Origin of the sequence: Bacillus sp. PS196 (genome assembly GCF_037963555.1) — a bacterium.
Taxonomy (GTDB): domain Bacteria; phylum Bacillota; class Bacilli; order Bacillales; family Bacillaceae; genus Bacillus; species Bacillus subtilis.
The window spans coordinates 3,155,408-3,168,441 of the sequence record NZ_CP150159.1 but is presented as its reverse complement, the minus strand read 5'-3'; the positions used below and the strand labels follow the sequence as shown (position 1 = coordinate 3,168,441).

Annotated in this window: 16 protein-coding genes; 7 read left to right on the top strand and 9 right to left on the bottom strand. The window is 40.8% G+C overall.

Going from position 1 to position 13,034, the window contains the following annotated elements; genetic code table 11:
* Positions 1 to 114 precede the first annotated feature (114 nt).
* Positions 115 to 1,344 (top strand): EAL and HDOD domain-containing protein, encoded by a 1,230-nt coding sequence (gene pdeH / locus NST79_RS16560; protein ID WP_212059044.1) that lies wholly within the window; start codon positions 115 to 117, stop codon positions 1,342 to 1,344.
* Here the strand turns inward: pdeH and NST79_RS16555 are convergent.
* Positions 1,320 to 1,688 carry a hypothetical protein gene (locus NST79_RS16555; RefSeq protein WP_014477834.1) on the bottom strand — a complete coding sequence of 123 codons (369 nt, stop codon included), beginning with the start codon at positions 1,686 to 1,688 and terminating at the stop codon, positions 1,320 to 1,322. The genes pdeH and NST79_RS16555 overlap by 25 nt on opposite strands.
* Positions 1,689 to 1,801: 113 nt before the next feature.
* On the bottom strand, positions 1,802 to 1,927 hold the full coding sequence (locus NST79_RS16550) for a hypothetical protein (RefSeq protein ID WP_003228793.1): 126 nt from the start codon (positions 1,925 to 1,927) through the stop codon (positions 1,802 to 1,804).
* A 220-nt stretch (positions 1,928 to 2,147) separates the two neighbouring features.
* Between NST79_RS16550 and degQ the strand changes: the two genes are divergently transcribed.
* From degQ to NST79_RS16520, 6 genes are all read left to right on the top strand, one after another.
* On the top strand, positions 2,148 to 2,288 hold the full coding sequence (gene degQ, locus NST79_RS16545; RefSeq protein WP_003220708.1) for a degradation enzyme regulation protein DegQ: 141 nt from the start codon (positions 2,148 to 2,150) through the stop codon (positions 2,286 to 2,288).
* 184 nt (positions 2,289 to 2,472) lie between these two features.
* The gene (locus NST79_RS16540) at positions 2,473 to 3,336 is read left to right on the top strand and encodes a polyprenyl synthetase family protein (RefSeq protein WP_043858576.1); all 864 of its coding nucleotides are present in this window, start codon (positions 2,473 to 2,475) and stop codon (positions 3,334 to 3,336) included.
* A gap of 1 nt (position 3,337) precedes the next feature.
* Complete coding sequence (comX, locus tag NST79_RS16535) at positions 3,338 to 3,559, top strand: competence pheromone ComX (RefSeq protein WP_014480704.1); 222 nt, start codon at positions 3,338 to 3,340, stop codon at positions 3,557 to 3,559.
* Between the two features lie 15 nt (positions 3,560 to 3,574).
* Positions 3,575 to 5,887, top strand: a complete 2,313-nt coding sequence (locus NST79_RS16530) for a histidine kinase (RefSeq protein WP_198878535.1) — start codon at positions 3,575 to 3,577, stop codon at positions 5,885 to 5,887.
* An 80-nt stretch (positions 5,888 to 5,967) separates the two neighbouring features.
* Positions 5,968 to 6,612: a two-component system response regulator ComA gene (gene comA / locus NST79_RS16525; RefSeq protein ID WP_003220716.1), complete on the top strand. Its 645-nt coding sequence runs from the start codon at positions 5,968 to 5,970 to the stop codon at positions 6,610 to 6,612.
* Positions 6,613 to 6,630: 18 nt separating this feature from the next.
* Positions 6,631 to 7,011, top strand: coding sequence for a hotdog fold thioesterase (locus NST79_RS16520; RefSeq protein WP_017695528.1), 381 nt, complete (start codon positions 6,631 to 6,633; stop codon positions 7,009 to 7,011).
* Between the two features lie 40 nt (positions 7,012 to 7,051).
* Here NST79_RS16520 and mnhG read toward each other — a convergent pair whose 3' ends face one another.
* The 7 genes from mnhG to NST79_RS16485 are packed head-to-tail and all read right to left on the bottom strand — an operon-like array spanning position 7,052 to position 12,820.
* Entirely contained in the window at positions 7,052 to 7,426 is a 375-nt protein-coding gene (gene mnhG, locus NST79_RS16515) for a monovalent cation/H(+) antiporter subunit G (RefSeq protein ID WP_014477830.1), read from the bottom strand.
* A complete protein-coding gene (locus NST79_RS16510) occupies positions 7,410 to 7,694 on the bottom strand; it encodes a Na(+)/H(+) antiporter subunit F1 (protein ID WP_003228814.1) in 285 nt (94 codons plus the stop codon). Before NST79_RS16510 ends, mnhG begins: the two co-directional genes overlap by 17 nt.
* A complete protein-coding gene (locus NST79_RS16505) occupies positions 7,694 to 8,170 on the bottom strand; it encodes a Na+/H+ antiporter subunit E (protein ID WP_003228815.1) in 477 nt (158 codons plus the stop codon). Before NST79_RS16505 ends, NST79_RS16510 begins: the two co-directional genes overlap by 1 nt.
* Before the next feature lie 5 nt (positions 8,171 to 8,175).
* Complete coding sequence (locus NST79_RS16500) at positions 8,176 to 9,657, bottom strand: Na+/H+ antiporter subunit D (protein ID WP_029725869.1); 1,482 nt, start codon at positions 9,655 to 9,657, stop codon at positions 8,176 to 8,178.
* A complete protein-coding gene (locus NST79_RS16495) occupies positions 9,650 to 9,991 on the bottom strand; it encodes a Na(+)/H(+) antiporter subunit C (protein WP_003220730.1) in 342 nt (113 codons plus the stop codon). Before NST79_RS16495 ends, NST79_RS16500 begins: the two co-directional genes overlap by 8 nt.
* A complete protein-coding gene (locus tag NST79_RS16490) occupies positions 9,991 to 10,422 on the bottom strand; it encodes a Na(+)/H(+) antiporter subunit B (protein WP_003228819.1) in 432 nt (143 codons plus the stop codon). The genes NST79_RS16495 and NST79_RS16490 overlap by 1 nt, the downstream gene beginning before the upstream one ends.
* Positions 10,415 to 12,820, bottom strand: a complete 2,406-nt coding sequence (locus tag NST79_RS16485) for a Na+/H+ antiporter subunit A (RefSeq protein ID WP_212059002.1) — start codon at positions 12,818 to 12,820, stop codon at positions 10,415 to 10,417. Before NST79_RS16485 ends, NST79_RS16490 begins: the two co-directional genes overlap by 8 nt.
* Positions 12,821 to 13,034: the final 214 nt, after the last annotated feature.

Here is a 13,034-nt window from a genome sequence, read left to right as displayed (position 1 = left end):
CGAAGGGCCAGTTTTCTTTATGTATATATTATTTTTCATGTTTAGACAATTTTCGTCAAATTATTTGATATACTTAGGGGTGAAAGCCGCGCGTATTGTAAGGGGGATAAATCAATGAGGGTGTTTGTTGCAAGACAGCCTATTTTTAATAGAAAAGAACAGGTTGTTGCTTATGAACTGCTGTATAGAGAAAGCGAAGAGAACGTGTATAGCGCTAAAGACGGCGATCAGGCAACAACAGATTTGGTGATCAACAGCTTTTTAAACATCGGAATTGAGAAGCTGACGGAAGGGAAACGCTGTTTTGTTAATTTTACGGAAAGCCTGATGTTTTCGAATCTTCCCACCTCCTTCAATCCGAAACAGCTTGTCATTGAAATCCTTGAAGATATACCGATCACGCCGGCCCTCATTTCTAGATGCAAAGAATTGAAAAAAATGGGGTATATGCTGGCGCTTGATGATTTTTATGCAATAAATCCGCAAGATGAGGACTTACTGGAAAAACTCATGAGCTATATTGATATATTGAAAATTGATTTTCTCAAAACAACACGAATGGAACGCAGAACAATTTTGCAAACCTACGGCTGCCGCGGCCTGATTTTTTTAGCGGAAAAAGTAGAGACCCGAAAAGAATATAAACAGGCGGTCCAAGACGGCTTTCAATTATTCCAAGGCTACTTTTTCAGCGAGCCGCGCATCATCAGCGGGCATGACCTATCGACTCATTTCTATTCTTACTATGAACTGCTTAACGAACTGAGTAAAGAGCAGCCTAACATAAAGCGTGTGACAGAGTACATAGAGCGGGATTTATCACTGTCCTATCAAATTTTAAAATTTTTAAACTCATCCCACAGCCGTTTGAGCCAGAAAATTGAAAGCATTCAACAGGCCATTATGCTGCTGGGATTTAATGAAATCAAACGGTGGATATATATTCTTTCCTTTAAGGATTTAAGCAGGAAAGGGCATTCCAGCAAGCACGAAATCATTAAGATTTCTCTGATAAGAGCAAAGCTTTGCGAACTGCTGGCGAGAAAGACATCCCGGCCGCAGCCAGCTTCTTATATGCTGATCGGAATGTTTTCTCTCATAGACACCCTCCTGCATAGAGAAATAGAGGAAATTGTTCAAGAATTGCCTTTAAAAGATGAAGTCGGGCAAGCATTATTAGGCCATCAAAACGACTACTACCAAATGCTTGAGCTTGTGAAATTAATTGAAAGCAACAACTGGGACACTTGCTCGGAATTAGACAATCAACTCGACAAAGAAGAAGCGTATGAATGTTATCTTGAGGCTCTGGAATGGTGTCATAATCTTATGGACGCAAAATGATTGCGGTCCTCTGACCACCGCAAAGCAAGAATGATTCGGCTTTGCGTTCCGATAAGGCTGATATAGATGCCGTCGGGATTAAAGACCGTATCCACTTCATGCCGGACGCCCATTTGTTTGATCAGGCGCTTGATGGTTTGTTTATCGGACTGCTCGGCTGCGGTCAGAATGCGGCGCGAGAGCTCCCGCGAGCCCGCAATGCGGCCGAGAACGAGCTGGGCATCCGCAAATATCCCTGCGGCCTGCCTCGCTGAACGGATAAAGGTATCAATATTGTTGGCAGGAGCGGGCGGACGGCGTACCTCATACGGATACACGTAAAACCAGGGATAACGATATCTCATGGGAGCACCTCGCAAAAAAGGATGTTTCTATATGTATAGATCCCTAATTGCCGAATATGACAAAGCGAAAAGGCCACAACTTTAGCGTTGCGGTCTTTTTCGGTGTTTGTCGGTCAGGAAACGCCAAGAATCGCATATTCAATTTTGAAAATACGGTATGAAGGACTATAGTCTTGCTTAGTGAAAATGCGAAACCCGTTAAAATCAAGGAGATTAAGAATCTTTCTCAATTTCAGCACATATAAACGCTCTTTCACACAGAAAGATAGTCCCGTTCTTGTTGTGATTCCTTTGAGTATAAGGACCTATTTAGATTTGCGGTGTCACGCAGGACTTTTTTGTATACTTTTCGGTGAAAAATAAGCCGAAAGCAGATACACTATTAGTAACAGATCAAATACCTAGGACTCGTTCACCATACACAATTCATTGATCTTTCAAAAAAGGAGTGTGGAAACGATGGAAAAGAAACTTGAAGAAGTAAAACAATTGTTATTCCGACTCGAACTTGATATTAAAGAAACGACAGATTCATTACGAAACATTAACAAAAGCATTGATCAACTCGATAAATACAATTATGCAATGAAAATTTCGTGAAAAAGACTTGGAAACAAGTCTTTTTTTTCGTTCTACCGATACAATAAATGGATAAAGTATTATATGATTGTTAAAAAACGAAAAACCTGCTGTCCTTTAAATGTCCCATTTAGTAAAATGGAATGGGAGGGGGGAAGTCGTTATTGAGCAGATATGTTTAGATTCTGTCCGGATCAAGGAGAAAATGAAGGAGATTGTAGATGAAAATATTTTAAATGAGGACTTAAAAGTGAAGCTCATTTCTTTTATCGAAGAAAAAAAACAATTTTCATTTGCAGAACTGGCTTATTACCATTACATAGCATTTGATGGAAAAAACGACAAAGCAATTGAGTTATTGGCGTCAGGTATAGAACTTTTAATTTTATCTGCGGACATTTTTGACGATATTGAGGATAAGGACAATCTTCAGGCTTCTTGGATGAAATTAGATCCTTCTATAGCAACTAACGCAGCTACCGCACTTTATACATTAAGTCTGCAGGTAATAGGTTCAGTCTCAAATCATCCAAAACTTTTAAGCCTTACTTTGCAATATTCACTCCAATCTTTACAAGGACAACATGTAGATTTGAATTTAACAGCCTCATCAGAATCAGAGTATATTGAAATGATTAAACTTAAGTCGGGTTCTCTGGTAACATTGCCCAGTATTCTTGGTGTATATCTGGCAACTGGAGAATGTAATGAAACAGTTGAGGAGTATTCACGTTATTTAGGTGTAGTCGAGCAAATTGCAAATGATCACTATGGACTTTATTACCCTAACAATAATGACTTCAAAACTAGACATACGCTTGCCTTCAATTATCTTAAAAATAAATTTAACCAATCATCAATTGACTTATTAAATTTTTATGCGCAAGAAAATCATATGATAAATAATTTGGAAGATTTGAAGGGAAAGTTAAGAGAATCAGGTGTAATACAATATTTGAATGTTATAAAAAATTTAGCAGTGGAAAATTTTAAGGAATCATTCAAAAAACTGAGATTAGATGAACAAAGAAAAAATAAATTACTTATTCAATTATTAAGGGGGATTTAATTTGAAACATATTGATAAAATCATTAGCCATCTAGTAAACAACCCGGAAGCGTTTGATCAATTTAAGAATGGGAACTTAACCTTGCTAAATATAAATGAAAAAGAAAAGAAAGCAATATTATACGCGTTTGAACAAGGAGAGGTGCCAAGAACAAGCAAGTGGCCTCCAATAGAAGCTATTAGTAATTTTTTTGAGGATGATAAAAGAAAAAGTTTGATTTAATTACGGGATGATGTGATGTACAGATATATTAACGTCTATAAATATTTGTCTCTAGTTTTTATCATTTTAAGTTTTATTTATGTTATATACCTCTCGTATAGCTTTGCTTTTAACATCTTCGTAGGTGCGGATGTAAAGATAAATGAACAGGGTAAGTTAGAGGTCACTAATGTTTTAGATTATACAGATGAATATTATTCAGGTGTGAAAAAGGGAGATATCATTCTTGAAGTAAATGGGGAGAAAGGCAGTGATATTCAATTAAAAAGTGGAAGATTGGTCAATGTAGAAAGTTTAATTGTTGAGAGAGATAATAAATCATTTCATTTACAAAATGTAAGCCTAATCAGTGAAGAAAATTTATTTATGTATCTCATTCCTGTAATATCTTATTCAATCTGTTTATTTTGTATATTTTTTATTTATAGAATAAATAAAGTAAGAAAATCAACTTCTGCTTATATTTTAATATTATTTTTGTTATTTGTATCAGTAGCGTATGTAAGTGCATGCGGGGCAAGAAGAGGTGAAGAGATAAGCACTTACCTGCTTGTTCTTACTTTAGTCAGCTGTCCGGTGTTATATATTCATTTTATATATAAATACTTTATAGAATTAGGAACAAAGTTATTCGAAAAGAAGATTTTAATCATTATGTATATGCTCCCGCTAATAAATCTTTTATTAGAGGACGTTCTGAGTAATAGATTAAAATCTTCGGCTTTTTTGTCTAATCTGAATTTGATTTCATTTTTTGTCCTAGTTCTTACTGTATCGATTCTTATCCATAAAGGGATAAGAAAATTTAAACAAAAAGAGCAAAAGTCAATTTTGAAAGTCCTTGCTTATACAAATATCTTTTCTTTCAGTCCGTTTATTGTCTTTTTTGCTGTTCCATATGTGTTTTTGGAGAAGTATGTCTCACCTTTTAGTTTGGCTGCTTTTACACTTGTTATACCTTTTTCTTTAGTATATCAATTTATGACTAATAGACTTTATAATATCGACTTTGTTGTGGGGCGGCTTAAGTACTACGGTTTTTTAGCCATTACACCTACTATTATCGTAGTGACCATCTTTAATTACATTCAGCAACCAAAGGATATCTTTTATTTAGTTAAACTAACAATTGCAATATATGTGCTTATGTTTGCCGTTTTTTACTTTAAAGAGATTATTGACTTTCGTTTCAAGTTAAAAAGATTTACTGAAAAATTTAATTATCAAGATGGGATTTTTAAATTTACTCAATTAATAAAGCAAGCATCATCAGTAGATCAAGTACTTAATCACTTTAAGAATACAATCTTAGATGTATTAAATATAGATAATGCTTGTGTGTATGATAATTCAAAAGGAGAAATTACTCTCCTTAGCAAGAATAACTTTAAAGATCTCACTTATAAAAATCATGAGCAATATGTGAAAAATTTTACTGGTGATATCGGCAAAATTAAAGAGTTTAAACAAGGTTTTATTATTAAAATAGGTGAACGAGGAGACAAATCATTTTTAGTACTCTGTTTCTCAAGTTATAATACTTTTAAATTAACAAGAGATGAAATTGCATGGCTCCAAACATTAGCGTTTTATACAAATGTTTCATTGGAAAACGTGATGAAAATAGAGGAATTGATGGTGCATCTTGAGGATTTAAAACAACAAGAATCCAACCCCGTATGGCTCAAAAAACTCATGTACACGATCGAGGAAAAACAACGCTCCGATCTCGCCCGCGATCTCCACGATTCGGTTCTTCAGGATTTGATTTCCTTAAAACGCCAGTGTGAGCTGTTTTTGGGTGATTTCAAGAAGGATGATAATCCGTGCCGTGAAGAGGTGCAGGACAAGCTTGTACAGATGAATGAGCAGATGTCTGATGTGATTTCGATGACGAGGGAGACGTGTCATGAGCTGCGGCCGCAGCTTCTGTATGATCTCGGATTGGTGAAGGCGCTGTCGAAGCTGGTGGCGCAGCAGCAGGAGCGGGTTCCGTTTCATATCCGTTTAAATACCGGGAGATTTACGGCTTCCCTTGATCTGGATTCGCAGCTGAATTTGTACCGGATCATTCAAGAGTTTCTGTCTAATGCGGTCAAGCACTCTCAGGCGACGGATGTGCTGATTATGCTCATCAGTATTCAAAACAAAATCGTTCTTCATTATGAGGACGATGGCGTTGGGTTTGATCAGGAAAAGAATACTGAGCATTCCATGAGCATGGGGCTTTCTGGCATTAAGGAGAGAGTCAGGGCTTTAGATGGGCGCCTTCGGATTGAAACAAGTGAAGGAAAGGGCTTTAAGGCTGATATTGAAATCGAATTGTAATGGATTTATAACGGAAACGACTTGGCACAGGCCAAGTCTTTTTTATAAAATGGAAAAGAGTGAGTAAAAGGGAGGAAAACATGAAAAAGATACTAGTGATTGATGACCATCCGGCTGTCATGGAAGGCACCAAGACAATTTTGGAAACGGATTCGAATTTATCTGTTGATTGTCTCAGTCCTGAACCGAGTGAACAGTTTATCAAGCAGCATGATTTCTCGTCATATGATCTCATTTTAATGGATCTGAATTTAGGCGGCGAGGTCAATGGGATGGAGCTTTCTAAACAGATTTTACAAGAGAATCCTCATTGTAAAATTATCGTGTATACCGGTTATGAGGTCGAGGATTATTTCGAGGAAGCGATTCGTGCGGGTCTGCACGGTGCCATCAGCAAAACGGAATCTAAAGAAAAGATCACCCAATACATATACCACGTACTCAACGGAGAAATTTTAGTCGATTTTGCTTACTTTAAACAGCTGATGACTCAGCAAAAAACAAAGCCGGCTCCTTCCTCTCAAAAAGAACAAGATGTGCTCACACCTAGAGAATGCCTGATTCTTCAAGAAGTTGAAAAGGGATTTACAAACCAAGAAATCGCAGATGCCCTTCATTTAAGCAAGCGGTCCATTGAATACAGCTTGACATCGATTTTCAATAAGCTGAATGTCGGTTCACGGACGGAAGCGGTTTTGATTGCGAAATCAGACGGTGTACTTTAAATGTTGGGGGTGTAGATGATGGATACGAAACACACATTGCTTGAAGCGCTTGGTATAGAGATTGTTGAAAACACAGCGGAACGATGCGTTGCGGTCATGCCGGTGGATCATCGGACGGTTCAGCCGTTCGGATATTTGCATGGGGGCGCTTCAGTGGCCTTGGCGGAAACAGCGGCGAGCGCAGGTGCACAGAACCTGATTGATCATTCAACACAGGCTTGTGTCGGTTTGGAGATTAACGCCAACCATTTAAAATCTGTAAAGGAAGGAACGGTAAAGGCGATAGCCGAGCCCGTTCATATCGGCAGAACGACGATTGTCTATCACATTCACATATATGACGAGCAAGAGAGGCTGATCTGTATATCCAGATGCACGCTGGCTGTCATCAAGAAATAAAAAAACAGCCGGAACTCTGCCTGTCCGGCTGCTATTATTTTTATAGATAAGAATCCTCTTTTCGTTTAATCACAAAGTTTCTGATTCCGTTATAGTCATCCTGTACGCTTCTCTCATCAAGCTTGACGCCGGAGTTATACGCAGCACGGCAGATCAAGTGCCCGCCGATAGGCGACGTAATAAAGATAAAGAGAATCCCAAGCAGGATTTTAGCGGAGAGCTCCCCCGTCACAAACCACAAATAGAAGAAGACACCGAGCAGTATCATATTGACACCTAATGTTGAGCCTTTAGAAGCAGCATGAGCGCGTGTAAACACATCGGGAAGGCGAAGTACGCCAAATGAAGCAATGAGGCATACAAGAGCTCCCAGCAATATGAATACAGCCACAACGACTTTAGCGGTTTCGATCATTTTCGATAATCTCTCCTTTCTCCAGGAACTTGGAAAATGCGATCGTTCCGATAAACGATAAAATCCCCAGCAACAAAATAATATCCAAAAACGCACTTGTTTTCAGCAAAATGGAGACAAGCGCCGTGATTGCGATCAGATTGATGCCGATTGCATCCAGAGCCACCACCCGGTCAGGCACAGTCGGCCCTTTAATGACACGAATGACATACAAAAAGGTAGACACTGCCATAATGCCGAGCGCGATTTGCAGGATCAGCGTAAACATCACCGGCTCACCTCCTGTATGGCTTTTTCAAATGACTCCCGAATGTCAAAAATCGCTTTTTCCGCATCCTCGATATCCATTGCATGAATATAAAGTATTGTTCTGTCATCTGAAATATCCATCACCAAGGTTCCCGGCGTTAATGTAATGAGCAGAGAAAGCAGGGTGATTTCCCAGTCCTTCGTCAGTTCAGTTTTAAAAGCAAAAATACCCGGTCTGATATTCAGTTTTGGAGATAAGACTGATTTCATCACACTGACATTGGCAAGGTACAGTTCCTTTATAAAAATGAAACAGAGCTTGATGATAGAAATCAATTTCCATAGATAAAACTGGCGAGTGAAAAAGCGCCGGAAGAAAAAGAGAGAGAGCATGCCCAGAATATAGCCTGTAATGAATCCTGCGGCGCTTGGACTGTTGCTTAAGAACATCCAGCAAAAAGCGAGAAACACATTTAATAAAATTTGAAATGCCATGCGATCTACTCCTTCAGAACAGCTTCGATATATTTTTCCGGATTCAGCAGCGTCTCGGCCGCTTGATCAACGTAAGGCGACACCCATTCTGTACCCAACCCGAAGAGAAGAGACAGCAAGAGAAAAATAGCTGCCGGATAAAGAAGTCCTTTAGCTGTTCGATGATTTGGTTTTGGCGTTTCTTTTTCTTCGCCCCAAAACGCATGTATAAAGATCCTCAGCACAGAGTACAGTACGAGCAGACTTGAAAGCAGAATCAGCATGGATATCGTAAATTCACCTTCTGCGAAGCCGCCCTCCGCAATTTTAAATTTGCCGACAAATCCGCTCAGTGGCGGAATGCCTGCAAGAGAAATAGCGGAAATGAAAAACATCCATCCAAGAACAGGATAGCGTTTGATCAGCCCGCCCATTTTATGCAGGCTCGCGGTTCCAGTCAATGCGATCAGCGTACCTGCCAGCATAAACAAAGCGCCCTTAATCAGCATATCGTGAATCAGATAGTAGATCGCGCCCTGAATGGATGCGGGGGTGTGTACTGCCACACCGAACAAAATCACGCCGACAGCGGTAATAATGTTATAGATCACAATTTTCATGACATTCGAATAAGCGAGTGAACCGATCACACCGAAAATCACAGTCAGCGCCGCCAGCCAAATCATCAGCTGATGGGTAAAGGCAGTATCGTGAATAAAAATCAATGTGAAAACCCTCGTAATCGCATATAACCCGACTTTTGTCAGCAAAGCGCCGAACAACGCGGAGATTGCCGCCGGTGGCGCGTAATAAGAGCCTGGAAGCCAAAAGTAGAGGGGGAAGATTCCGCCCTTCATGCCAAATACCAAAAGCAGCAGGACACCAATCACAGTGATCAGCCCGGTTTGTCCTGATTCGCTGATTTTCACGCTAAGATCCGCCATGTTTAACGTACCGGTTACAGCGTATAAAAAGCCGACCCCTATGACAAACAGGGCAGACGATACGATATTAAACACAATATATTTAAGGGATTCCCGCAGCTGAATTTTTGTGCCGCCTAATACAATCAGCATATAGGAAGCAATAAGCAGAAGCTCAAAAAATACGTACATATTAAATAAATCGCCTGTTAAAAACGCTCCGCTGACACCGGCAAGCAAGAACTGAACGCCGGAGTAGTAAAAGGAGCGCTCCCGTTTTTCACCGACGGAACGGAAGGAATAAAGCCCAACCAATAAACCGATGACCGCTGTTGTGAGAACGAGCAGGCTGGCGAATTGGTCTGCGGCGAGCACAATGCCGTACGGCGCTTTCCAGCCGCCTAAGCTGAGTGTCTGGATACCTTTTGTGAAGACAGTCTGTACAAGTATGCCGCTAATCACAATCCCGATGGCCGATGCCGCCGTGCTGAAGATTCTCATGAGCATAAGATTCTTCGTCATGAAAATCAGAAGAATAGCCGACAAAAGCGGGATCAGGATTGGCAAAATAACAAAATTATTCATGTTGATCATTTCCCCTCATTTGATCCATATCGTCCGATTTCAATTCCTGATAAGCGCGAAAGGCCATGACGAGGATGAATGATGTAACGCCAAAAGAAATGACAATTGCGGTCAAAATCAGGGCTTGCGGAAGCGGATCGACAAATGATTTGGCATGCTCGCTCAAAATCGGAGCGGCGCCTTTCTTTAACCCTCCCATAGTCAAAAGCATTAAATGAACGCCATGGCTTAACAGTGCTGTTCCGATAATGACGCGAAGCAGGCTTTTAGACAGCAGCAAATACGTAGCAGCCATAAAAATAATACCGGCTAATACAGCCATTAAGATTTCCATTATTCTTCCTCTCCAATCGTTTGAATAATGGTCATCGTTATGCCTACGACAACAAGATAAACGCCTAAATCAAATATCGTCGCTGTGGCGAGCTCCGTTTTCCCAAGGATCGGCAGCTGAAAGTATCCGAATGTGTGGGTTAAAAAAGGAGCCCCGAAGACAAAGGAGCCAACGCCTGTTAATACAGCGAGCAGAAGGCCGGCTCCCGCGACATAAATGAAATTGACCGGCAAAAGGGAACGCACGGTTTTTAAATCATACGCCAAGAGCAAGAGAACGATGGAAGAGGACGTGATCAGTCCGCCGACAAAGCCTCCTCCGGGCGCGTTATGCCCTGATAAAAATAAATAGAAAGAGAAAAGCAAAATGATAAAGGATACAAGCTTTGTCGCGGTTTGAAGAATCAAGTCATTTGTTTTTTGTTCATTCACCGCTTTTCCCCTCCTCTTTTACTTTTGTTTTAATCATGCTGTAAATGCCGAGAGCGGCTATCGTTAATACCGTAATTTCAAACATTGTATCAAATCCCCTGAAATCAACGAGAATGACATTGACGACATTATCCCCTCCGCCGAGATCGTGGCTGTGTTTGACAAAGAAGGACGCAATGCTGTCTTTTGTCCGCTGGCTTGAGGATGCGATGCCGAGCAGAGTAACGATAACACCGACGCCTAAAGAAATGATAAAATTCGTCATCCGGAACGTTCTCGTTTTTGTTTTCAGCCTCAGTTTCGGCAAATGGTAGAAGCAAAGCAGAAACAGTGCCACAGAAATCGTTTCAATGACGAGCTGAGTCAATGCCAAGTCCGGCGCTCTGAAAATGACAAAAAACAATGCAAGCGTATAACCGACAACACCGAGTGCAATGATCGCCGTCAGTCTTGACCTAGCAAAAACAGTCGCCACTGTGGCGCTGATCATGACAAGCGTCAAAATGATTTCGTATACACCGATTTTAGCCATGCCTTCCGTTTTAAATGAAAATCCGCCTTTAATGGCAAAAGCTCCGCCTATCAGAATGATGAAACCAGCGAAGATATACAGCAAATAATCTCTTAAAAACCCGGTCATATATTGTTTTGTGATCCGGTAAGAGCCTTTCTCCATCAGAGTCAAAAGCTTATCGTATAACCGGTTGAGTGTGAGTTTCGAAGGAAACAGTTTATAGATTCCTTTCCACTTATTCAGCGACAAATAACCAATTGTTCCGATCACAACAATACCCGCAGTCATGAGCAATTCCGTTGTAATCCCATGCCACTGTGAAATGTGAACGTGGAATTTCTCATGGCCGGCAAGCAGTGTCGGATAGATTGAGTTCATCGCAGGCTCTATCAGGGTGTACGACAATATATTCGGGAAAAAGAAGAGACTGACAGCCAAAGCGACAAGAATGACCGGTGGTACGAGCATGCCGACAGGCGCTTCGTGAGCCTGTTTTTCAAGGTGTTCAGGCTGGTAATTTCCTCTGAATGTTTTAAACAGCAATTTCATGCTGTAGATAAACGTAAATACACTTCCGATCCAGGCGAAAAGAGGGAACAGAACGCCCCATGTCTGCACGTTGAACAGGTCAAAATGTGTCACGCGAAGCATGCTTGTGAAAAACATTTCTTTACTCAAAAATCCGTTAAACGGCGGTAGGCCGGCCATTGAAAATGTCCCGATTAAGGAAATGGTAAATGTAATCGGCATAATCGCCATCAGGCCGCCTAGCTTCCGGATATCCCGTGTGCCTGTTTCGTGATCGATAATCCCGACTGCCATAAACAAGCTTCCTTTAAAGGTAGCGTGGTTGATCAAATGGAAAATGGCAGCCATAGCGGCAACTGTATAATATTCTGTATGGCCGTAATGAAGGGCCGCAGCACTGACTCCAAGCATGGAGATGATCATGCCGAGCTGGCTGACGGTTGAAAACGCCAAAATCGATTTTAAATCAGTTTGTTTCACGGCATGGAATGAACCCCAAACCATCGTAAAAAGGCCAACGAGGGACACGATCCAAAACCACTGAGCTGAAAAGGCGAAAATAGGACTGAATCTCGCAATCACATAAATGCCGGCTTTTACCATAGTAGCTGAATGGAGATAAGCGCTGACAGGCGTCGGAGCTTCCATCGCGTCAGGGAGCCAGATGTAAAAAGGAAATTGCGCTGATTTCGTAAAAGCCCCTAATAAAATGAGAATCATAGCCGGGATAAACAATTTGTGGCCGGCAATTAATTGAACCTGATGAACCATCTCTCTAATACTGAAGGAATCCGTTATCAAATAAAGGAGAATAAATCCGCCGAGCATGCACAGCCCGCCGCTGACCGTAATCAAAAGTGATTTGGCTGCGCCATAGCGCGACTTTTCCCGCTTATACCAATAGCCGATCAGCAAAAAGGATGAAAGGCTTGTAAGCTCCCAGAACATGTAGAGAACCATGACATTGTCTACTAGAACGACGCCGAGCATGGCGCCCATGAACATCAATAAGTAGACATAAAAGGGCCCAAGCTGTTCTTTTTCTTTCGATAAATAAAAAATGCTGTAAAGAGTGACCAAAGAGCCAATGCCTGTGATCAGTAAAGCGAATAATAACCCGAGGCCGTCTATATAAACGGTAAAGTTAATGCCGAGTGACGGAATCCACTCTAATACCGATCGAAGTGTTTCTCCAGATTGTGTCATCCTGATCATTGGGAGAAAGTATATAAACAGCAAGACGGGCAAGATCAACACAAACCAGCCCGTATGCACTCTTTTTGCGTATTTTGCCAAGAAGGGAATGATAAAAGCAAATAAAAAAGGCGATAAAATAGCAAGATGTAAGAGCTGCAAAGATAAGACCTCCTTTTCTCGTTCTCAATTGAAAAATGCGCTATGTATGAAATATACGGTCAAACGACCTAGTCCAAATTATATCGCACTTTTCTGCAAGCTGCCACGCTTCGAACTGCTGTAATGGGTTTTTATGAGTTCTTTTGACCTCAAAATAAGTCTAACAAAAAAGAGGTTATTTGTATATTTAAAATCAATCCTGATCAAGCTGAAG